18 protein-coding genes are annotated in these 20668 nt (G+C 63.3%); 4 read left to right on the top strand and 14 right to left on the bottom strand.

The window, feature by feature from the left end; translation table 11 throughout:
- Nucleotides 1–18: 18 nt before the first annotated feature.
- From P3T16_RS25780 to P3T16_RS25770, 3 genes are read right to left on the bottom strand one after another with little or no spacing between them, the layout of a single operon-like run.
- On the bottom strand, nt 19–1062 hold the full coding sequence (locus P3T16_RS25780) for an ABC transporter permease (protein WP_429344426.1): 1044 nt from the start codon (nt 1060–1062) through the stop codon (nt 19–21).
- Nucleotides 1052–2578 carry a sugar ABC transporter ATP-binding protein gene (locus P3T16_RS25775; RefSeq protein ID WP_429344425.1) on the bottom strand — a complete coding sequence of 509 codons (1527 nt, stop codon included), beginning with the start codon at nt 2576–2578 and terminating at the stop codon, nt 1052–1054. The genes P3T16_RS25780 and P3T16_RS25775 overlap by 11 nt, the downstream gene beginning before the upstream one ends.
- On the bottom strand, nt 2575–3624 hold the full coding sequence (locus P3T16_RS25770; RefSeq protein WP_429344424.1) for a sugar ABC transporter substrate-binding protein: 1050 nt from the start codon (nt 3622–3624) through the stop codon (nt 2575–2577). Before P3T16_RS25770 ends, P3T16_RS25775 begins: the two co-directional genes overlap by 4 nt.
- Nucleotides 3625–3876: 252 nt before the next feature.
- Here P3T16_RS25770 and P3T16_RS25765 point away from each other — a divergent pair, with 252 nt between their 5' ends.
- A complete protein-coding gene (locus P3T16_RS25765; protein ID WP_429254048.1) occupies nt 3877–4668 on the top strand; it encodes an IclR family transcriptional regulator in 792 nt (263 codons plus the stop codon).
- A gap of 125 nt (nt 4669–4793) precedes the next feature.
- Complete coding sequence (locus tag P3T16_RS25760) at nt 4794–5336, top strand: hypothetical protein (protein WP_429344423.1); 543 nt, start codon at nt 4794–4796, stop codon at nt 5334–5336.
- On the opposite strand, the gene P3T16_RS25755 is transcribed toward P3T16_RS25760, so the two are convergent.
- Nucleotides 5337–7736: a GNAT family N-acetyltransferase gene (locus P3T16_RS25755; protein WP_429344422.1), complete on the bottom strand. Its 2400-nt coding sequence runs from the start codon at nt 7734–7736 to the stop codon at nt 5337–5339.
- A 448-nt stretch (nt 7737–8184) separates the two neighbouring features.
- Between P3T16_RS25755 and P3T16_RS25750 the strand changes: the two genes are divergently transcribed.
- A complete protein-coding gene (locus tag P3T16_RS25750) occupies nt 8185–9054 on the top strand; it encodes a LysR family transcriptional regulator (protein WP_429344421.1) in 870 nt (289 codons plus the stop codon).
- A gap of 56 nt (nt 9055–9110) precedes the next feature.
- On the opposite strand, the gene P3T16_RS25745 is transcribed toward P3T16_RS25750, so the two are convergent.
- From P3T16_RS25745 to P3T16_RS25710, 8 genes are all read right to left on the bottom strand, one after another.
- Nucleotides 9111–10712 carry a peptide chain release factor 3 gene (locus P3T16_RS25745; RefSeq protein ID WP_429344420.1) on the bottom strand — a complete coding sequence of 534 codons (1602 nt, stop codon included), beginning with the start codon at nt 10710–10712 and terminating at the stop codon, nt 9111–9113.
- Nucleotides 10713–10950: 238 nt separating this feature from the next.
- A complete protein-coding gene (locus P3T16_RS25740) occupies nt 10951–12348 on the bottom strand; it encodes an MFS transporter (RefSeq protein ID WP_429344419.1) in 1398 nt (465 codons plus the stop codon).
- A 109-nt stretch (nt 12349–12457) separates the two neighbouring features.
- Nucleotides 12458–13903 carry an NAD-dependent succinate-semialdehyde dehydrogenase gene (locus tag P3T16_RS25735; RefSeq protein WP_429344418.1) on the bottom strand — a complete coding sequence of 482 codons (1446 nt, stop codon included), beginning with the start codon at nt 13901–13903 and terminating at the stop codon, nt 12458–12460.
- Complete coding sequence (locus P3T16_RS25730; RefSeq protein WP_429344417.1) at nt 13900–14937, bottom strand: aldo/keto reductase; 1038 nt, start codon at nt 14935–14937, stop codon at nt 13900–13902. Before P3T16_RS25730 ends, P3T16_RS25735 begins: the two co-directional genes overlap by 4 nt.
- Nucleotides 14938–15009: 72 nt before the next feature.
- Complete coding sequence (gene fae / locus P3T16_RS25725; protein WP_429254040.1) at nt 15010–15534, bottom strand: formaldehyde-activating enzyme; 525 nt, start codon at nt 15532–15534, stop codon at nt 15010–15012.
- A 621-nt stretch (nt 15535–16155) separates the two neighbouring features.
- On the bottom strand, nt 16156–16461 hold the full coding sequence (locus P3T16_RS25720) for an H-NS family nucleoid-associated regulatory protein (protein ID WP_429254039.1): 306 nt from the start codon (nt 16459–16461) through the stop codon (nt 16156–16158).
- 135 nt (nt 16462–16596) lie between these two features.
- Nucleotides 16597–17796 (bottom strand): serine hydrolase domain-containing protein, encoded by a 1200-nt coding sequence (locus P3T16_RS25715; RefSeq protein WP_429344416.1) that lies wholly within the window; start codon nt 17794–17796, stop codon nt 16597–16599.
- 195 nt (nt 17797–17991) lie between these two features.
- Complete coding sequence (locus P3T16_RS25710) at nt 17992–18198, bottom strand: hypothetical protein (RefSeq protein ID WP_429254037.1); 207 nt, start codon at nt 18196–18198, stop codon at nt 17992–17994.
- Between the two features lie 371 nt (nt 18199–18569).
- On the opposite strand from P3T16_RS25710, the gene P3T16_RS25705 reads away from it, so the two are divergent.
- Nucleotides 18570–19736: a helix-turn-helix transcriptional regulator gene (locus P3T16_RS25705; RefSeq protein WP_429254036.1), complete on the top strand. Its 1167-nt coding sequence runs from the start codon at nt 18570–18572 to the stop codon at nt 19734–19736.
- Nucleotides 19737–19759: 23 nt separating this feature from the next.
- Here P3T16_RS25705 and P3T16_RS25700 read toward each other — a convergent pair whose 3' ends face one another.
- Nucleotides 19760–20050, bottom strand: a complete 291-nt coding sequence (locus P3T16_RS25700; RefSeq protein WP_429254035.1) for a hypothetical protein — start codon at nt 20048–20050, stop codon at nt 19760–19762.
- 66 nt (nt 20051–20116) lie between these two features.
- Nucleotides 20117–20668, bottom strand: a complete 552-nt coding sequence (locus tag P3T16_RS25695) for a BON domain-containing protein (RefSeq protein WP_429344415.1) — start codon at nt 20666–20668, stop codon at nt 20117–20119.

Here is a 20668-nt window from a genome sequence, read left to right as displayed (position 1 = left end):
TCTCCGTGATGGTTCGGGTCAGTTCTGGCCTTCGCCACCCGCGAGGCGCGCCACCATCAGCGAACCAAGAATGATCGCGCCGTAAATCGCCTGGATCCAGAACGACGGCACCTGTGCGAGCGTCAGCAGGTTCTGCACGATGCCGAGCAACAAAACACCCGAGAGCGCGCCGAGCATCGTGCCCTTGCCGCCGTCGAGTGAAATGCCGCCGATCACCGCCGCCGCGAACACCGTGAAGATCATGCCGTTGCCCTGATTGGCGTTGATCGCGCCGACGTAGCCCGTCACGATCAGGCCGCCAGTCGCAGCGAGCATGCTGCCGAGCACGAACACGCCCCACGTGATGCGCTCAACGCGAATACCCGCCGCGCGCGCCGCCTCCGGATTGCCGCCGATCGCATACAACGCGCGCCCGATGCGGTGATAGCGCAACATGAACGCGGCCACAGCGAACGCGGCTGCGGCGAGCCACACGGAAACCGGCAGGCCGAGCACGATCGTGGTGGCGAGCGTGAAGAACGACGGCGGCATGTCGAACAGCGTGCCGCCCTTGGTCGCGCCGACGAGCATGCCGCGCAGCACGATCAGCATGGCCAGCGTGACGATGAACGCGTTCAGCCGAAGCCGCACGACGAGAAAGCCGTTGATAAAGCCGATCACCGCGCCCACCACGAGGATCGCGAAGAGACCCATCGCCGTCGGCCATTGCAGCCCAAAACCGGCGGACGCAGCGGGCATCACGAGCATCGCGCCGACCGCGGGCGCGATGCCTACCGTCGATTCAAGCGAAAGATCGAACTTGCCGGTCAGCACGATCAGCGATTCGGCGAGCACGACGAGTGCGAGCGCCGCCGATGCGCCGAGTACGCTGATCAGATTCGCTTTCGTCAAAAAGCTCGGGCTGACAAACGCGCCGATCACAAGCAGCAGCGCGATCGCCGGCACCAGCGCGAGATCGCGCAGACGTGCGAATTCGATACGCGGACGGCGGCGCTGCGCAGCAACCGCGCTGACCTGTGCCTGACCCGTCGCAAAGGCGGGCGTGGGCGCACTATTCTTCATGGAGACTGACTCCTTCAACTGAGGCGATAAGGTCGTGGTCCTGCCAGCCGGCCGGGAATTCGGCGGCGACGCGTCCACGGAACATGACCAGCACGCGGTCACAGGTGCGCAGATCGTCGAGTTCGCCGGAGACGACGAGCACGGCCTTGCCGTCCTCGCGCACCCGGTCCACGACGGACAGCAGCGCTTCCTTCGATTTCACGTCGACGCCCGCGGTGGGGTCGATCAGGACAAGCACGTTCGGATCGGTGGCGAGTGCGCGCGCCATCACGACCTTTTGCTGGTTGCCGCCCGAGAGGCCGGACACAACGTGTTCCGGCCCTTGCGCGACGATGCCAAGCGCGTCGATCATCTTCTGGCCGAAGGCGTTTTTCTTCGCGGGCGGTGCGATACCGAATCTGCCGAGCAGGCGTGTAATCGTCATCGATGCGTTTTCCGCTATCGATTGAGTCAGTACCAAACCTTCGTGATGGCGATCCTTCGGCACGCAGCCGACGCCTGCGGCTAACGCAGCGGGGACGTCGCCCGAAGGCAACGCGTTGCCGTCCACGCGGATCTCGCCGCTCTTTACGTTGCGCAAACCGGCGATCGCTTCGGCGACGCTCGTGTGTCCGCTGCTCGTCGCGCCCGTCAGGCCGACGACTTCGCCGCGCTTCACGGTGAACGACACGTCGTCGTAATCTGCGCCCACGAGATTCGCGACTTCGAGCGCGGTCTTCGTGTCATGTGGCAATGCTTCGCGTGCCGCCGCGTCGGCGACGTTCAGGCCGCCGCGTTCGCCTGTCATCGCTTCGATCAACTGTTCACGCGGCAGCGCGGAAACCGGTGCGCTGACGATATGCCGCGCATCGCGCAGCACCGTCACCGCCTGGCAGATCTCGTACACCTCCTGCAGATGATGCGAGATGAAAAGGAACGTCACGCCTTCGCGCTGCAGTTCCTGAATACGTTTGAAGAGGCGTTTGATTTCATCGCCATCGAGCTGCGCCGTCGGCTCATCGAGGATGATGAAGCGCGCGCCATACGAAAGCGCCCGCGCAATTTCCACCAGCTGGCGCGCCTCGACCGACAGATCGCCCGCGCGGGCATCTTCACGTACGTCGATCTTCCAGTGGTCCAGCAACGCGCGCGCATCGCGCCGCATCGCTGACCAGTCGATCACGCCACGCCGCGCCGGCTGCCGGTTGATGAACAGATTCTCCGCGACGCTCAGATCGCGGATGATCGTCGAATGCTGATAGACACACGCGACGCGTTCGCGCCACGCATCGCGGTCCGCGATCGGCGGCGCAGCCGCGCCGCCGAAGCGGATCTCGCCCGCATCCGGCCTGCGCAGGCCGGTGAGCATCGACACCAGCGTCGATTTCCCGGCCCCGTTGCGCCCGACGAGTGCATGCGACTCGCCGGGCATCACGCGGATGCTCACGTCTTTCAGCGCGGCCGTCGAGCCGAAGCGCTTCGTCACACCAAGCGCTTCAACCACGGCGGACACAGCGGAGGACGTCGTTTCACTCATTTGACGGTGTTGCCCCAGAGGTTCTTGTCGTCGACATTCGCCTTCGTCACGAGCGGCGCGGGCAACTGGTCTTCGAGTCTTCCCGGCGCCAGCTCGATGATGGTGCTGCCGTGATCCGTTGGGCCCGGCTTGAACGTCTGTCCGGCGAGCGCGGCCTTGATGTAGTACAGGCCGTATTTAGCGTACAGGTCGGCCGGCTGCGAGACCGTTGCATCGATATCGCCGCGGCGGATCGCGTCGAATTCCTGCGGGATGCCGTCATTGCTGACGATCACGACGTGCTTCGCATCACCCGCCGGATACAGCATCTGCTTGCGGCGCAGCGTCTGCAGTGTCGGCGACAGATACACGCCACCCGCCTGCATGTAGATGCCCTTCACGTCGGGGTTCGCGGTCAGCAGGCTGTCAAGCCCGGTCGCCGCGACGTCGCCCTTCCAGCCCGCCGGGATTTCCAGCACCGTCAGCGCCGGAAATTTCTTCATGCATGTGCGGAACGCTTCCGAGCGGTCGCGTCCATTCACCGAGCCGAGATCGCCCATGATCTGCACGACCTTACCCGCTTTCACGTGCTCGCCGATGTAGGTACACGCCTTCTCGCCGTACGCGTGGTTATCGGCCCGCACGACCATCGCGACCTTGCCCTGCGTCGGCGCGACGTCGACGGCGACGACCGGCACGTTCTTCGCCGAAGCGGCGTCCAGTGCCCGGCTGATCGCCGCCGAATCCAGCGGCCCGACGACGATGCCCTTCGAACCGAGGTTCAGCAGGTTGTTCATGTCGGTGATCTGCTGCACCGGATCGCCGTTCGAATTCACGGGCGCGAGAATGTCGATGCCCATGTCCTTCGCGTACTTCGGCAGGTAATTGTTGTACGACTGCCAGAACGGCGAAGTCAGCAGCGGCAGGCCGAGGCCGACCTTGCCGGCGTCCGCGGCGTGCGCGGTCGTGCCCAGCGCCACGCCTGCGACGCACGCTGCGGCGAGGCTGACCGATAAAGTCTTCTGGATGAAACGGCGGGCCGTGTGTGGCCGTTTTGCGAACGTCATGCCTGTCTCCGGGATCTGCGTTGTTGAACCGCCGGAAGCCAATGGTCGGCGTCCGGCACGTTGCCCTGCGCTTTCTTATAAATTGGTGGTCGTTCATTCACCAATGAACGTATTATTCATATACGGACTTTTTTAAGTCAAGGGAAAGTGCACTGCACCATCCGTCCGTGTTTTCCCTGGCGGCTCGCCGCGCGTAACGATCTACACTCACGCGCCAGGCAGCCGATGAATTGCATGAGGACCTGAATCACGATGGAAACCGATCTGGAAGACAAGGACGACGCCGACCGCTACCGCGCGCCCGCACTCGACAAGGGCCTCGACATCCTTGAACTGCTCGCGGAGCAGAAAGGCGGATTGACGCGCGCGGAGATTACAAAGCTGCTCGGCCGCAACGCGAGCGAGATGTACCGGATGCTGGAGCGGCTCGTCGCGCGGCAGTACGTGGTGCGCTCTCCGGGTGGCGACCGTTATTCGCTGAGCCTGAAGCTGTATGCGCTCGGGCATCGACATCCGCCGATGAACCGGCTGATTTCCGAAGCGCTGCCGCTGATGCAGCGGTTCGCCGATACTGCCGAGCAATCGTGTCATCTCGTCGTGTACGACCGTGGCAACCTGCTCGTGATCGCGCAGGTCGATGGGCCGGGCACGTGGGGCATTTCCGTGCGGCTGGGTTCGCGCGTCGGGCTGATCGATACCGGATCCGGCCGCGTGATGCTCGCATTCCAGACGCCCGAGCAGCGCGCGCATCTGCTCGCGGAACATACGAAGGTAAAAGGCGAAGTGACGATCGATCGCGACGCGCTGGAGCGTGTGTGTGAGGAGACGCGTAAGGCGGGCTTTTCGAAGAAGGACAGCCAGCAGACGTTCGGCGTCACCGATCTGACATTCCCGGTACTCGGACCATCGGGTCAGGCGATTGCGGTGATGACGTGTCCGTATCTGCGGCGTATCGACGAATACGTCGCGCCGACGCTCGAAGCGGTGACCGACATGTTGCGCGAAACGGTCGAGGCGCTTTCGATGTTTCGTGAGCGTGTGTGAGGGCGCACGTGCATGCGCGCGCGGAAACCGGAACGGGCTTGTGCGATAGCGGAGACGCGTTAGAATAGCGGCCCTTTCCGAAACCGCCGCACGATTGTGTGTCGTGCGCGCCCTTTGCATACGTCATGGCTAAACTTCTGAACGATCACGAATTCCAGCGTTTTTCCGAGCTTCAGCAAAAGCAGGCCAGCTTCACGATCACGAGCGAGGAAGCCGACGAGTTACGCGATATCGTCGCGCGCGCGCAGAAAAAACGCGACGATCGCGCGGCTGCGATGCAGGCTATCGAAGCGCATATCCAGCAGTTCGACATCACCCCCGACGAGCTTTTCTCGTCCGAACAGATCGCCGATGCGGCGCGTACGTACGGCCTGATTCCGGCTGCGAAGAAGGAACGCGTGCTGCCGCCTTCGTTCACGTTCAATGGCAAGCCGTATCAATGGACACGTGCATTGCCGGAAGAAATCCGCGTGCCGCTGTTCGAGGCGTTCTCGGGCGGCGAGTCGGTGAAGAGCTTTATCGCGACGCCGAAGGATGCGGTGCGTTGTGCGGCGACGATCGCGCGCCTGGAAAAGGAAACCGGCGCGGTGTATGCGGAAGCGTGGCTCGAAGAACTGGCGGTGTCGCGTGCGCAGGTTGAGGAGCAGGCGGCGAAGCTGGGGGCATGATTATGTTGGCGCAGGCGATGAAGACTCCTCCAGCGCCAGCCTGAACCCCACCACCCCAGGATCCTCTGTCGTCGTCACTGTGAAACCACATGCCTGCGCGAGCCGGATCATCGGCGTGTTCTCCCGCAGCGCTTCGCCGACGAGCCAATGCGTGCCGCGCGCCCGCGTATACGCGATGATCCGTTCGATCAGCAGGCGCCCCAGCTTGCGTCCCTTCTGGTCCGAACGAAGCGCCACCGCAAATTCGGCCGTTTCGTTGTCGGGATCGGCGATCGCGCGCACCACGCCGATGGTGTGCGTCGAGCCGTGCTCGTCGGTGATCGTTGCGATCAACGCCATTTCCCGGTCGTAATCGATCTGTGTCATCCGCGCGAGTTGCGAGTGATCGAAGCTGCGCACCGCCCCGAAAAAACGCAGCCGCAAATCATCGGGCGTCATCGCCTTCACCAGCTCGCTGTGCGCGGCTTCATCTTCCGGCCGGATCGGCCGGATCGTCACGCGCAGGCCGTGCCAGTCGAGCGTCTCTTCGAAGCGCCGCGGATAAGGCACGATCGCAAGCCGGCTGCGCTTGCGCGCCAGCCTCACGCACGGCGCGACCACCACCGTGCGCGACTGGAACACGCGTAACGTCAGCGAAAGGCCGACAATCTCGCGGACGTCGCACACCGCCTGCGATAGCGCCGTCAACGCGATCAACGACGGCTCAGCGGGCACATACCGCGCGTACGGCGAACGCCCGACGATGTCGCGCGCGAGAATCGGATTGAGCGGCGGCAGGCCATAGGTGCGCATCGGCGGCGACACATCATCGGGCGACGGCGCCGTGAACAGAAACACCGGTCCGAAGTTCTCGTCATCATGCAATTCGACCGTGATATCGACCACCACCCGCTCCGCCGATTCTTTCGGCTCGACGACCAGCCCAAAGTGTCCCAGCAGACGCGCAGCGCCCTCGCCCGTTAACTTCACTCCCGTCGATTCGCCGGCGTGTGCCGCTTCGGCCGCTGCCAATGCAGCGCATGCTTCGGCCTGCGCGGCGTCGATCGATTCGGGAAGCCGCGCGGGCAAACCTTCCGGCGTCTGCATCAGCAATTCACGGCCGAGCCGGTAATCGACCAGACGCGCGAACGCGCTTGCAAGACGCTGCGGCGTCGTGTGCACCGGAATGCCCTGCGCGTGCAACGCGTCGCGCGTTGCGGTATCGACGCCACCAAAGAAGCACGCCAGCAGCCCGCGATACGCAAACTTGTGCTGTGCGATCAGCACGCGCGCGACCTGCGCAGCGGGCGCACTGTGCGTCGACGCGTGGACAACGAATGCGGTGCCAGTTGCGCGCTGCGACGCCAGCACTTCGAGCGCCGTGCCGAAGTGTTCGGGACGCGCGTCATCGCCAAGCAGCAACGGGTTACCCGGCGTCACATTCGGCAACGCTTGTCTCACGACTTCGGTCGCGCCGTCGGGCCAGCGCGCGAGCGTGTCACCGGCCGCGACGAATGCGTCGCATGCGAGCGCCGCGACGCCGCGATCGCTGGTGATGAGCGTCGCCGTATCGCTGGCTGCGACGCGGCCCACGCCGAGCGTTTCGATTTCGTCGAGCAGATCGTCGAGCGAATCGACGCGCACCATCCCCGCGCGACGAAACGCGGCCGTGTAAAGCGCGTCGGAGGGATCGGCGCGGCCTGGGCGCAGCGCGAGCACTGGCTTGTTGCGCGCCGCCGCGCGTGCCGCCGACATGAACTTGCGCGCCGCGCGCACCGTATCGAGTTCGAGCAGGATCGCGCGCGTGCCGGGATCGCTCGCGAGATAGTCGAGAACATCGCCCGCATCGACGTCCGCTTCGTCGCCAAGCGCAACCGCGTGCGAGAAGCCGAGCCCGCGCGCATGCGCCCAGCCGAGCACCGCGTTCGTCAACGCATTCGACTGCGATACCCAGGCGACACCGCCCGCCTTCACGGTGGACGACGGCGCGCCGAGATGCGCGCCCAGCGCAGGCGTCATGACACCGATACTGCCGGGCCCGACGATACGCAACAGATGCGGCCTCGCAGCAGCCAGCGTATGACGCAGCGCCGTCCGGTCGTCGTCGCAACGCACTTCGCCGACGATGATCGCCGCGCGCGTTCCCATGCCACCGAGCCGGTGCACGATCGCGGCCCACGTTGCAGGCGGCGTGCAGATCAATGCGACGGTCGGCGGCAAGGTGAGATCGCCGACGTCAGCAAACACGCGATGTCCGTCGAGTTCGTCGTACTTCGGATTGACCGGCCACAGCGTGCCGCCGAAACCCCCGTCGAGTACGCGCGTCCACACCATCTCGCCGATGCTGCCCGGCCGCTTCGAGGCGCCGATGACGGCAACGGATTCCGGTCGAAACAGCGCGTCGAGATTGCGAACGGTCACAGGTACTCCGCGGGGCAAGGTCTGAATGGCGCGAGCAGCCGCATGGTGGGCCCGCATTAACTCACAGGATAGGCGAAGTCGGCGCGGGTGGCTCGCGCGAATCCGGCCAGCCCGGCGAACGCGAAGCGCGCATCCCATGGTCCTGCGCAGTTGCGCACTCCGATAAATAGATTACCGCTTATATATGAGCGGTAACCGGATGTTTACGAGACGCGGCCACTGCGCGACGGCAAACGCCCTCGCCGCGCCGCGTCAAGAAAAGTCGCTGCGCGGCGCTGAATTCTGGCTCAACTGGCGGTAACATTCGGCCCTGTGACGGGCGCCACTGACAAGGCGGCGCCCGTCGGATGACAGACAGGCCGCGGCAACATCAGGACGGGTACAGATTCCGGAGACACCCCCTGACAGCGCGCCGACGAAACACCAGAAAAGACAGAAGGACCAGACCATGCGACGCCTGCCATCGCTGATCGCGTTGCGATTCTTCGAGGAGACTGCCCGCCACCTGAGTTTCAACCGGGCGGCGACGGCGCTATGCGTCACGCAGGGTGCAGTGAGCCGGCAGATCAAGATTCTCGAGGAGTCGCTCGGCGCGAAGCTCTTCGAGCGCGACCACAAGGGCATCAGGCTGACGGTGGCGGGCCAGCATCTGCTGCCGTGCGTATCGGACGCGTTCGATACCATCGAACACGGCACGCGCCAGATCACCACCGCAAGCGGACGCCGGCGGCTCGTACTCTCTGTGCCGCCGACCTTCGCCACGCAGTGGTTCTCGCCGCGGCTGGGCTCGCTCGCTGTCGAGTTACCGGACGTCGAACTGTCGGTACGCACGGAGCCAACCGACGATTGCCATTGCAACATCCGCTTCGGCCGCGATGGCCTGCCTGACGCGCACTCCGCGCTACTGATGATCGAGCGTCACACGCTGGTTGGCGCGCCCAGGCTCGCCGGGGAATCCCTGGAAGCGCTGCTCGATAGAATGCCCGCACTGCATGTGCTCCATAACGGAACGCGACTCAACCTGTGGCCCGCGTGGCTCGCCACAGCAGGATTGCCCGAGCGTCATGCCGAAAACGGTATCGAATTTTCGAACCTGCAACAGGCGATCAACGCGGCGCGCAAAGGCGTCGGTCTCGCGATCGTCGATCGCAACATGATCGTCGACGAGCTGGCCGACGCAAGTCTCGTGACATTGTCCACGGTCGAAGTCAACGGGCCGTTTGGTTACTGGCTGGACATCGAGCAGCGGCACGCCGCGCTGGAGCATGTCCAGGCGTTTGCCAGCTGGCTGCGGGAAGAAGTGCTAAAGATGGAATAAAAAAAGCCGGGCCCGCCTGCGCCCGGCTTTGCGCGCCTTCGCGTGGAAGAACCGCGTTACATCGCCTTCTTGAACGGCGCGCCGGAATGCTCGCGCAGTTCGTTGAAAACGATCTTCGGCCACGCCTTTTGCGCGACTTCGATCTCGGAGATGTGCGAAGCGAGATACGTCGGCGCGTTCGATGCGTCGAGCGCGATCCGCGCCGCGTACGAATCGGTAAAGCGACGCAGTTCCGCCGGATCGTCACACGTCACCCAGCGCGACATGCGGTAACGCGCCGGCGCCATCCGCACGTCGACCTTGTATTCGGTCGACAGCCGGTGCGACACCACTTCAAACTGCAGTTGCCCGACCGCGCCGAGAATCGTCAGGCCGCCCAGGTCCGGACGGAATACCTGAATCGCGCCCTCTTCGCCGAGCTGCTTCAGCGCTTCGCCAAGCTGCTTGGCGCGCATCGGATCGACCACTTCGACCGTCTGGAAAATCTCCGGCGCGAAGAACGGCAGGCCGACGAACTGCAGCATCTCGCCTTCGGTCAGCGTATCGCCGAGCGAAAGCGTACCGTGATTCGGGATGCCGATGATGTCGCCCGCATACGCTTCACTCACCGTCTCGCGACGCTGCGACAGGAACGTCACCACATTGCTCGCGCGAAACGTCTTGCCCGAGCGCGTCACCTTCAGTGCCATGCCACGCTCGAAATGCCCCGAGCACACGCGGATGAACGCCACGCGGTCGCGGTGCGAAGGATCCATGTTGGCCTGCACCTTGAACACGACACCCGTGAACTTCGGCTCGTCCGGCATGACCGGACGTTGCACCGCCATGCGCATCGAAGGCGGCGGCGCGAGGTCGACGAGCGCGTCGAGAATTTCCTTCACGCCGAAGTTGTTGATCGCCGAGCCGAACAGCACCGGCGACTGTTGACCTGCGAGGAACGCTTCGCGATCGAATTCCGGCGACGCGCCGGTGATCAGTTCGATTTCGTCCTTCGCACGCGTCCATGCCTGGCCGAAGCGCTTTTCGCCGTCTTCGTCGGAAATGTTGTGCAGCGTTTCCACCGCGCCGCCGGCCGTGTCCTGACCCGCGCGGAACACGCGTACCTGGTCGCGCTGGATGTCGTAGACGCCCTGGAACTCCTTGCCCATGCCGATCGGCCACGTGAACGGCACCGCCGCCACGCCAAGGTGTTCCTCGATTTCATCGAGTAGTTCGAGCGGTTCGCGCACTTCGCGGTCAAGCTTGTTGATGAAGGTGACGATCGGCGTCTTGCGGCTGCGGCACACTTCGAGCAGCTTCAGCGTTTGCGCTTCGACGCCGTTCGCGCCGTCGATCACCATCACGGCCGCGTCGACCGCCGTCAGCACGCGGTACGTGTCTTCAGAGAAGTCTTCGTGGCCCGGCGTGTCGAGCAGGTTGATGACCGCGTCGCCGTACTCGAACTGCATCACCGAGCTCGCGACCGAAATGCCGCGCTGCTTTTCGATCTCCATCCAGTCCGACGTCGCATAGCGATTGCTCTTGCGGCCCTTCACGGTGCCGGCGATCTGGATCGCACCCGAAAACAGCAGCAGCTTTTCGGTAAGCGTGGTCTTGCCCGCGTCGGGGTGGGAAATGACCGCAAAGGTACGGCGGCGTTTGAGTTCGGAGACTGACATCGGTGCTGGGAATCACGGTAGGGGTTCGAGCGCGCGCAAAGGCCTGTGACCGGCGCGGGCTGGTGCGTCGGCTCGGCCTGACGCGGCGGCGAAGGCGGGGAACTGGTCGAAAAACGCGAATTCCCGGCACAGAACAGCGCCGGGACGAATGATACACGTCATGGGCGCCCGCGTCGGGAAACGGGGCGCCCGGGTCGGACGGACGGCGGCCCCCCTGGAAGGGACGCCGAACGGAATTTCAGCTCCGGCTGGCTTCGTTGAGCGTCAGGTGCTTCGTCTCGGGTGCCCACGCAATCGATACCACCATGCCGATCAGCAGCACCGCCGCGAGCACCATCATCGTCGCGTGGAAGCCGAGTTGCGCGATGCCGAGCGGCAGCAGGAAGGTGCCCACCGCCGAACCGAGCCGGCTGCACGCGATCGCAAGACCGACGCCGCACGCGCGCACTTCAGTCGGGAAGCACTCCGGCGGAAACACGCCGACCAGGTTCGAGAAGGCCGACATCGTCAACGTAAAAACGGCGAATGCGACGATCATCGCCACCGTCGCCGAATTGGGCAGCACGCTCAGCGCGACCAGTGACAGGCAGGTGACGGCGAACGATCCGATCAGGAACGTGCGGCGCGGCAGCTTGATCGTGAGCCAGATACCCATCAGCGCGCCAAGCACCAGGAAACCATTCAGCAGGAAATCCGCGCCGAAGCCTTCGTTCAGGTGAATCACCTTGAGGATGCCCGGCAAGAACGTGTAGATCGCAAAATACGGGATCACGAGGCACACGAAGAACGCGCAGTTGAAAACCGTGCGACGGATCATGTCCTTTTTAAACAGCCGCCCAAAGCCGCTGTGACGGTGTTCTTCGACGCTGCCGTCGAGCGTGACATTTGGACCAAAGTGCTTCAGGACGATCGCTTTCGCTTCGGCGATCCGTCCATGACCGGCCAGCCAGCGCGGCGACTCAGGCGTGCCGATACGCATCAGCAGCACGAGGAATGCGGGCACACCCGCCGATGCGAGCAGCCAGCGCCACGCATCCGGCGAAGCATCCGCGTAGTGCATGCCAAGCACATTCGCGACGACATAGCCAATCGTCCAGATCACGCTGAACGAGCCCAGCAGGGTGCCGCGATGTTTTCGCGGCGAAAATTCCGCGAGTATCGCGTGGCCAACAGCAAAATCGCCGCCCATCCCGAAGCCGATCAACACCCGTAACGCGCACAGTGCGAACGGCGAAGCCACATAGAACTGCGCTAACGCGGCCACGGTGATGATGAGGAAACTGAGCAAAAAGATCTTCTGACGACCAAGGCGGTCCGACAGCCAGCCGAACACCAGGCTGCCGACGAAAATCCCCATCAGCGCCGAACTGCCGATCATGCCGGTCCAGAACGCGTCGAGCGGCATCTGCCGGTTCAACGAGGCGAGCGCGTAGCCGATCGTGCCGAGCGCATAGCCTTCGGTGAAATGCGCGCCAAAGGTGAGCCCCGCAATCTTGACGTGGAATGCGTTGAGCGGCACGTCGTCAAGGCCAACACGGGCTTGCGCCGGCGCCGGGGCGCCAGCGGTTGCCGCGCGCGATTTGGAAGAAGCCGGTGCAAGCCCGAGCGTGCCCGCCTGGATATCCTGATTGCTCATGTGTCTCCCTGTTTTTTGGGCGATGCGTTGCCCGTGGTCGGGCAAACGCGTGTAACAGATCCGCCTGCCGCGTGCATCGATGGCACGGGCGGGCGAGCACCCTTGCGGGTCAGCGGCCGAGACCGCCCATCATCATGTACTTCAGTTCGGTGTATTCATCGAGACCGTACTTCGAGCCTTCACGGCCGAGCCCCGATTCCTTCACGCCACCAAACGGCGCGACTTCGGTCGACACAATGCCTTCGTTGATGCCGACCATGCCGCTTTCCAGCGCTTCCGCGACGCGCCAAGAGCGGCCCAGATCACGCGTGTAGAAATATGCGGACAGACCGAACGGCGTATCGTTCGCCGCAGCGACCGCCTCTTCTTCAGTCGTAAAGCGGAAGCAGGCGGCGACGGGGCCGAAGGTTTCTTCCCCGGCGATCAGCATCGATTTCGTTGCGTTCACCAGTACCGTCGGCTCATAGAACGTGCCGCCCAGCGCGTGACGGCTGCCGCCCGTCAGCACCTTTGCGCCTTTCTGCAGCGCGTCGGCGACGTGCGTTTCGACTTTCTTCAGCGCGGCTTCGTTGATCAGCGGACCCTGTTCGACTTCGCCCTGCAGCGCATTGCCGACACGCATCGCCTTCACCGCCTTCGTGAGTGCCTGCGTGAACGCGTCGTAGACGCCGTCCTGCACGTAGAAGCGGTTCACGCACACGCACGTCTGCCCTGTGTTGCGGAACTTCGATGCCATCGCGCCCTGCACGGCGGCATCGATATCCGCATCGTCGAACACGATGAAGGGCGCATTGCCGCCGAGTTCGAGCGACAGCTTCTTGAGCGTGTCGGCCGATTGCTTCGCGAGGAGCTTGCCGACACGCGTCGAGCCGGTGAACGACAGCTTCCGCACGACCGGCGATTGCGTGAGCGCGCCGCCGATCGCGACGGCGTCGCCGGAAACGATGTTGAATACGCCTGCCGGAATGCCAGCCTGTTCAGCGAGAATCGCCAGTGCAAATGCCGACAGTGGCGTTTCTTCCGAAGGCTTAAGCACCATCGTGCACCCTGCCGCGAGTGCCGGGCCCGCTTTACGCGTGATCATCGCGAGCGGGAAATTCCACGGTGTAATCGCCGCGACGACCCCAACCGGCTCGCGCGTCACGATGATCTTCGCCTTCGGATTCGGGCTCGGAATCACGTCGCCGTAGCTGCGTTTCGCTTCTTCGGCAAACCATTCGAAGAAGCTCGCCGCGTAGCCGACTTCACCCCGCGCCTCGGCGAGCGGCTTACCCTGTTCACGCACCATGAGCTCAGCAAGCGCATCGCGGTTTTCGAGCATCAACTCGCCCCAGCGCTTCACGCGGGCCGCGCGTTCCTTCGCGGTCAATGCACGCCACGCGGGCAGCGCTTTTGCCGCAGCCGCGATGGCGTGTGCCGTTTCGGCCGCGCCGCCCTTCGCGACGTTCGCGATTACATCGCCCGTAGCCGGATTGCACACGGCATAGGTTTCCCCGGCGCCGGCGTCATGCCACTCACCGCCGATGTAATGTCCTTCACGCAGAAACTGACTCATGCTGCCTTTCCCAATGTGTCGACGAAAACGCCTTGTGCGGCACGCGGCTCACGCGCAACGCGGCGGCCCGCCGTGTAATCGTTGATCAGATCGCACGGCGTGTAGTTGCGTTCGAGTTCGTAGCGTTCGTCGGCGTCTAGTTTCGTATCGAGTGCGGCAAGCGCACTGTCGAACTGCGCAGGCGTATCCGCGCCCACCAGCATGCTCGACACGCCGCCATGACCCAGCACCCACGCCTGCGCGATCTGCGCGGCGCTCACGCCGCGCCGCGCGGCGACGCGCGCCACCGAAGCGGCAATCTCTCGCGATGCCACGTCGCCATACATCTGCGCGGTGAAGAAGTCGGTCTGGTTACGCGTCGAACCCGGATCGCCTGTCAGCAGACCGCGTGCGAGCGGGCTGAACACCGACACGCCGACGCCCTGATCGATACAGTACGGAATCATCTCGCGCGCTTCCTCGCGATATGCAAGGTTCAGCTGCAACTGCATGTTGACCGGCTTGTGCCAGCCGTTGCGGTCGCAGACCTGCATGATCTTCGCGAACTGCCACGTGTACATCGTCGACACACCGATATAGCGCGCCTTGCCCGCACGCACGATGTCGTTGAGCGCGCCCATCGTCTCTTCGACAGGTGTGTTCACATCGAAGTAGTGCAGCATGTAGACGTCGACGTAATCCATCCCGAGCCGCGTAAGCGACCCGTCGATGCCGTCCATGATGTGCTTGCGCGAATGGCCGCCCGCGTTCTGATACGTGCCCATGTCGTAGCCGACCTTGGTCGTCACGACAATTTCCTCACGGCGCGCAAGGCGCTTGAGAATGCGGCCCACGACCTCTTCGCCAGCACCGGTCGAATAGAAATCGGCGAGATCGATGAAGTTAACGCCCGCTTCCAGCGCGTGACGCACGATCGGTTCGCTTTGCGCTTCGTCGAAAATCCAGGGCTTCCATTGCGGCGTGCCCATGTTCATCGTGCCAAGGCACAGACGCGACACCTTCAGGCCCGACTGGCCCAGACGAACGTATTCCATGAATCTGTCTCCTGAGTTCGGGATCGCGCGACGTCAGATCTCCGTCGTGGCGCGCGGATCACGTGATATCGATTAGCGTTGTTTCGGCGTGTAGAACGGATTCGAGACGTCGCGCGCGGCAGCGAATACTTCGTCGCGATGCGGCAAGCCCTTCATGGCGGCGAGAATCGCGTTCCGGCATGCGTGATAGTTGTTTTCGTAGACGGCGTCGAGGTCATCGGTCTCTGGATTGACCCAGTTCGCCGACACAACGACCCAGTCGTTTTCCGCTTCCGGCGGCAACGTGCCGTTTTCGAGCGACTCGGCAACCGCACGCGCGATGCCGGCCTGCGAAGCGCCCCACGTCGCGTTGCCGTGGAAGTCGCCATCGATCTGCGCCTTGTTCACATACAGCGTGAGCGGCTTGGTCGGGACACCCGGACGGGCGATCACGACGAACGGCGCATGACCGCTGGAAGGCGTGGCAAGCGCGGTTGCGAAGGCCTGACCCGCGGGACCACTGCGCGGGCCGACCAGCACGTTGATGTGCGCGAGGTTCACGCCCGGGCCTTCGAATCCTTCACCGATATAGAGTTGCTTGTCCGCTGTTGCGCTCATGGTCTGTCCCGTCGGAAGTGGGGGTTAGTCGATGGCTGATTGTGCGGCGAGCCACGCGGGACCATGAATCGATGATTTTTGATCCGGGGTATGAGACGGACTCATTTCCGGGTTTCCACCGAGGGCAACTGCTGACCCGGGGCCCGGCGCGCGAAGGGTGAGGGTTTTCGGGACCTGTTGCGCGAGGTATATCGCAACGTGATCTTTCTGTGATTCGCAATGCTTGCCACATCCCGCGTCAGCACACGATCAGCAGGCGAAGCGATGTCGATAGACAACCTCGCGACACCGCTTGCGGCTCCTGAAAGTGAATCTTCAAGATCGCCGAAAAGCCTTCCTGTATAAGGCTTTCCGTCGTTTCGTGAAGGCATTCTCAACGCGACGCTTCATGCATCGACACTTGCACGCCGGGCGGCGTCGCCTGAAAGAGGGAGATGGGGTCACCACGACATGGACGTTCGACAAAACAACGTCACATCTGTTTGAACGGAGACGTCCGAACGACGAAAGGTGAGAGTTTTCGGGACTTGAGGAGCGGTGCGAGATACGACGCATCGAGACTCACCTGCGTCGGAACGACAATTCGACGTCAGCGCGAACACGCCACCCGCAACAGGCGCATCAGCTTTCGATCAAAAACCGTTCGCGGTTCTTGCCGGCCAGCCACCCTGGTGAGCGGCCACGTCCACTCCACGTTTCGCCCGTCTTCGGATTTCGATAGCGCGGCGGCAAGGCGGACTTGCGGCCCTTTGTTTTAGCGCCTTTCGTGCCGGCCGTCGCAAACCCGAGCTCTTCGGCCGTGATGTCGAATTCGTCGATCAGTTGTTTGATCTCCGCGATGACCTGCGCCATCTCCTTTTCGCGCGCCACCTCCACCTCCTTGTGGAGCTTCTCGAGCTGCGCAGTCAACTGCTTGTAGCTGGCCATGAGGAAAGGTCTCCAGTCAGTATCGGTAACGACGACGGTGTGACTCTACCAGTCCGAAAAAGTGCCGGCCACGTGGTGCCCGGACAGCGCACTCGTGCCGTGCTGCCTGCGCGCGGCTAGCCGCCGCTGCGAGCGTCAGTCGTCGATCGCGTCGTACAGCCGGCGCTCGAACTCGACCGACATCGGGAACGGCTCGATGCCACGCCGCTGGATCAGCATCATCGCGATCATGTCTTCGACCGGATCGGCGAGCCAGCTGGTGCCGAAAGCGCCAGGCCAGCTGAACGATCCGGCCGACCGGTAGCCGAGCGGCAACTGCTGCGCGGGATCGTCGACGATTGCAAGTCCCAGACCAAAGCCCTGTCCAGCCCATACGATATGTCCGAACGACGGCAGCCTGCGCTGGTCGCGGCTCAGGAAATTCGAGCGCATGAGGTCGACCGAACGATGCGACAGCAGGCGCGTTTCACCGACGCGGCCACGCCCCAGCAGCAGGCGGGCGAACTGCAGATAGTCTTCAGCGGTTGAGACAAGCCCGCCGCCACCGCTGTGAAACCGCTCCGGATTGGCCCAGCGGCTACGGTCTGGATGATCTTCGACCACACGCTGCCTTGTCGCCGGATCGATCGCGTAAGCGGTGGCGAGGCGCGGAAGCTGCGCCTCGGGCACCCAGAACGCCGTATCGCGCATGCCAAGCGGCCCGAAGATGCGCGTACGGAAGAACTCGCCCAGCGACATGCCCGTGATGCGATGGATCAATACGCCAAGGACGTCGGTCGCAACACCATAGTGCCAGCGCGAACCGGGCTGGAACATCAGCGGCAACGTGGCAATGCGCTTGATCCACCCGTCCGGGCCGACCGCCGACTCGAAACCGTTGAAGGCGGTCAGATAGGCCTCCGCAAGCGGCCCGAGCGCGGTGAAGTGATAGGCGAAGCCCGCGCGATGCGTCAGCAGATCGAGGATCGTGATCGGCGCTCGCACTTCCACGGTGTCGTCGAGCGGGCCAGCCGGATCGCGCAGCACCCGCAGGTCAGCCAGTTCCGGCAGCCAGCGCGTAACGGGCGCATCGAGCGTCAGCCGGTCTTCCTCGGCCAGCATCATGATCGCCGCACTGGTCACAGGCTTCGTCATTGACGCGATGCGAAACAGCGTGTTGCGCGCCATCGGCTGCTGCGACATGTCGTCGAGCGCGCCGAGCGTGTCCATCTGTGCGATTTCGCCGTGCCGCCAGATCAGCGTCACGACGCCGGCCACCTCACCCCGGTCGACATAGCCCTGCATGGCCGCGGTCAGCCTGGCCAGCCGCGCGGATGAAAATCCTGCCTGCGTCATAGGTTGTCCTGGTTGCACCGATAGAGGCGGCACGCGCGTGATGCGGGCGACGGACGCCTGCTGCATCGTCGTGGACCCTGCGGACCCCACGCGAGCCAGAAACGGCCTGATTCCGCGCAGCCGCGCCACCTGAAGCGTGTCACGCAGCTATAAAACTACAACGTGGCAGGAGAATCGGCCAGGCCCGCGGCGCTGTCATTTGACCTGCATGCGCGCTTCGAGCGCGCGCAGGGCCTCGCACAGGCGCTTCACGCGGCTGGCCTGCGAGGGCACCAGCGCAGCGCCCAGAACGCGATCGATCCGGCCCCGCCAGTACGACAGCGGGATGCGATCCTGATCCGTGAGGCGCGAGATGACATGCTCCAGATGCTCAATGTCTTTTTCGAGTTGGTGATGATTCATTGCTTTCCCCGGAATTGCTGTTTTCGGTCCCAGCTATCTCCGCACGAAATGTGCCGCAACCGCGCGTTCTACCTGAAAAAGGAAAATCCTGCTTCCCGGCGCTCTTGCTGGCGTCGATCGGAAAAAATCAGGGAAAACGCATGTTACGGCAATACCGTGCGACATGGATGAAGACTATAAAGCGTACCTCTTCCATTCATCCGTTAGCCGCCGCACGGAAAAAAGCCGCTCTTTGCGAGAGATTGGCGGCAGAGAAGCCAGATTAACGGCGGCTAATTGGACTGTATATTCCTCATTTGCGGAAGAGCATGAAATGCGTGGCCGGTTGAATAATCGTCATCCGCGGCTGGCCGCGACGACATGGGGGCGCAGTGGAATCGGGCGAAGAACAGTATGACCGGCTGGTGCATCGGATATATGACACCGTCACGGAATCGCAAACCTGGCACGTCCTTTACGCAGAGCTTGCCGGTCTCATTGGCGCGAAAACCATTCATCTTGTCGGTTTCGATAAAAAGCATAACGCGCTTTCATTTAGCGACGGTTTCAATCTGCTTCCAGGCCGGGAACTCGGTTACATCCGCCGTTATCACCACATTGATCCGCGACTTGCGATGGTGTGGTCTCAACCGGTACTCAAGTGGTTACATTGTCACGAGCATTTTGACGAAGCATTTGTTCGCAATAACCCGTTTTTTCAGGAATTCCTTTTACCAGGCGGACGACGTTATGCGTCATGCGTAAAACTCGTTGACGATGAAACCGTTACAGTCTTCTTCGCCTGCCTGAGAACCAGCGATCAGGGTCCTTTCGACCCAGACGCCGTGGCGCTGCTCGAAAGGCTGACGCCGCATCTGGCGCGCGCCGCGAAATTTCAGGTGCAGCGCTTCGTATTTTCTACCGACGCGCTTGTCGGACATGCGCTCGTCAACCGCTGGCGCCAGCCGGTCATTCTCGCGAGTACCGAGGGCGACGTGCTCCGGCTCAACGGCGCCGCCGAGCGGCTGTTACAAACGACGATGATGGTGCGCACGAACGATCGCAAGGTGACACTGCCGCAGCCGTTCCAGCAACGCTTTCTCGACGATTGCGCGACGACGGAGGCGCACCTGCGCGTCGCCAACGCGGACGTGCATGCAGATGCGGCGCGCTATCGCGTGATGCGCATCCAGGACGAGACCAGCCCGTTCCCGCAGGACACGCTCTACGCGTTCTACAACCTGATCCCGCCAGGCGATGTGTCCGCCGTGTTCGGGCTGCGCGCGATCGTGATGCTGATTTTCTACCATCCGCCTTCCGCGCCGCCGGTCGACGAAGACCTGCTCGCCGCCGCTTTCGACCTGACACCAGCCGAGTGCCGCGTTGCGCATTTTCTGGCCGAAGGCATGTCGCCGAAGGAAGTCGCCGCGCGCATCGGTGTACAGCACGACACGGTACGCAAACAGTTGCAGTCGATCTATCAGAAGACGGCGACGAACCGCCAGCCGGATCTGATCCGTCTGCTGCTGCATTTACCGGGAAACGGCGGCGGGCAGTAACGGTGTGACCTGCTCAACCCGGCTCAACTCGCCTTGCACGCGAAGAGCAGGTTGCGCACGCCGTTGACAGTCGTCTGACGCACGATTTCGAACGGGCCGCCACACATGCCGCGTGCCTGCTGCTCGCAACCGTCGCCGCCGGCCGCGGAACACTGAACCTGTGTCGTAGGCAGGCCGTCGGGCGAGAACAGTGGCGGCGCGCTGCTGCAGCCGGCGAGCGCGGCAAGCGCAATGCCGGCGCACGTGGCGGCAGTGGCGAATACAGCGCGTGCGGCAAAGCCAGGCTGCGCGCGGAACAGACGATTGCGTTTCATTGAAAACCCCGGTTGGTCTCTTGTTATGTCAATCCCTGGATTTTGCCACGCGACCGCGACGATGCGTCAGTCCGGCGCGGCAAGTGTCTTGTATGGAAGCGGCCCGCGCGGACTGGCGGTCACGCGCATGAACACCTGCTCGACGTCGGGGATCGCTGCGAGACGCTTCTGCAATGCGCCCACATCGAACGATGCCGGCGCACAGCCTTCCGCATAAACGAACCGTCGCTGCACGGTGATCCAGATGCTCGCGCCGTCGAAGCCCTTTGGCTGGGCGAACTGCGCGCGGATCGCTTCGGCGATTTCCGGATCGTACATATAGGAATTCGGTTTGGTGCATCGATGGGCAAGCCAGCACGTCGTCCCGCGCTCGACGCGGTAGTGCGCGTCGTCTTCCATCTGCGCCTTTGTCATCAGTGGGCCGAGCGGCACCGGACAATCCGCCGCCGCTCGCGACAGCGTGAAAAACGGATCGTTGTACCAGTTTTTGCGTTCGACCGCGGCAGCCGCGGGTGCAGATGGGGTTAAAGCCGATGACGCCGCCTGCGCAGCCGTTCCCTGCGCATGGAGCGATGCGCTCATCGTGAGCAGCACCGCAGCGAATCGCCAGTGCTTCAT

Source organism: Paraburkholderia sp. GAS42, assembly GCF_050436565.1.
GTDB lineage: Bacteria > Pseudomonadota > Gammaproteobacteria > Burkholderiales > Burkholderiaceae > Paraburkholderia.
Note: the sequence above shows the minus strand (reverse complement) of the source record. Positions and strands in the feature narration are given on the sequence as shown.

Excerpts from the sequence above, each read along its gene's own strand:
- P3T16_RS25780 (WP_429344426.1), bottom strand. The coding sequence starts at position 1,062 with ATGAAGAATAGTGCGCCCACGCCCGCCTTTGCGACGGGTCAGGCACAG.
- P3T16_RS25775 (WP_429344425.1), bottom strand. The coding sequence starts at position 2,578 with ATGAGTGAAACGACGTCCTCCGCTGTGTCCGCCGTGGTTGAAGCGCTT.
- P3T16_RS25770 (WP_429344424.1), bottom strand. The coding sequence starts at position 3,624 with ATGACGTTCGCAAAACGGCCACACACGGCCCGCCGTTTCATCCAGAAG.
- P3T16_RS25765 (WP_429254048.1), top strand. The coding sequence starts at position 3,877 with ATGGAAACCGATCTGGAAGACAAGGACGACGCCGACCGCTACCGCGCG.
- P3T16_RS25760 (WP_429344423.1), top strand. The coding sequence starts at position 4,794 with ATGGCTAAACTTCTGAACGATCACGAATTCCAGCGTTTTTCCGAGCTT.
- P3T16_RS25750 (WP_429344421.1), top strand. The coding sequence starts at position 8,185 with ATGCGACGCCTGCCATCGCTGATCGCGTTGCGATTCTTCGAGGAGACT.
- P3T16_RS25745 (WP_429344420.1), bottom strand. The coding sequence starts at position 10,712 with ATGTCAGTCTCCGAACTCAAACGCCGCCGTACCTTTGCGGTCATTTCC.
- P3T16_RS25740 (WP_429344419.1), bottom strand. The coding sequence starts at position 12,348 with ATGAGCAATCAGGATATCCAGGCGGGCACGCTCGGGCTTGCACCGGCT.
- P3T16_RS25735 (WP_429344418.1), bottom strand. The coding sequence starts at position 13,903 with ATGAGTCAGTTTCTGCGTGAAGGACATTACATCGGCGGTGAGTGGCAT.
- P3T16_RS25730 (WP_429344417.1), bottom strand. The coding sequence starts at position 14,937 with ATGGAATACGTTCGTCTGGGCCAGTCGGGCCTGAAGGTGTCGCGTCTG.
- fae (WP_429254040.1), bottom strand. The coding sequence starts at position 15,534 with ATGAGCGCAACAGCGGACAAGCAACTCTATATCGGTGAAGGATTCGAA.
- P3T16_RS25720 (WP_429254039.1), bottom strand. The coding sequence starts at position 16,461 with ATGGCCAGCTACAAGCAGTTGACTGCGCAGCTCGAGAAGCTCCACAAG.
- P3T16_RS25715 (WP_429344416.1), bottom strand. The coding sequence starts at position 17,796 with ATGACGCAGGCAGGATTTTCATCCGCGCGGCTGGCCAGGCTGACCGCG.
- P3T16_RS25710 (WP_429254037.1), bottom strand. The coding sequence starts at position 18,198 with ATGAATCATCACCAACTCGAAAAAGACATTGAGCATCTGGAGCATGTC.
- P3T16_RS25700 (WP_429254035.1), bottom strand. The coding sequence starts at position 20,050 with ATGAAACGCAATCGTCTGTTCCGCGCGCAGCCTGGCTTTGCCGCACGC.
- P3T16_RS25695 (WP_429344415.1), bottom strand. The coding sequence starts at position 20,668 with ATGAAGCACTGGCGATTCGCTGCGGTGCTGCTCACGATGAGCGCATCG.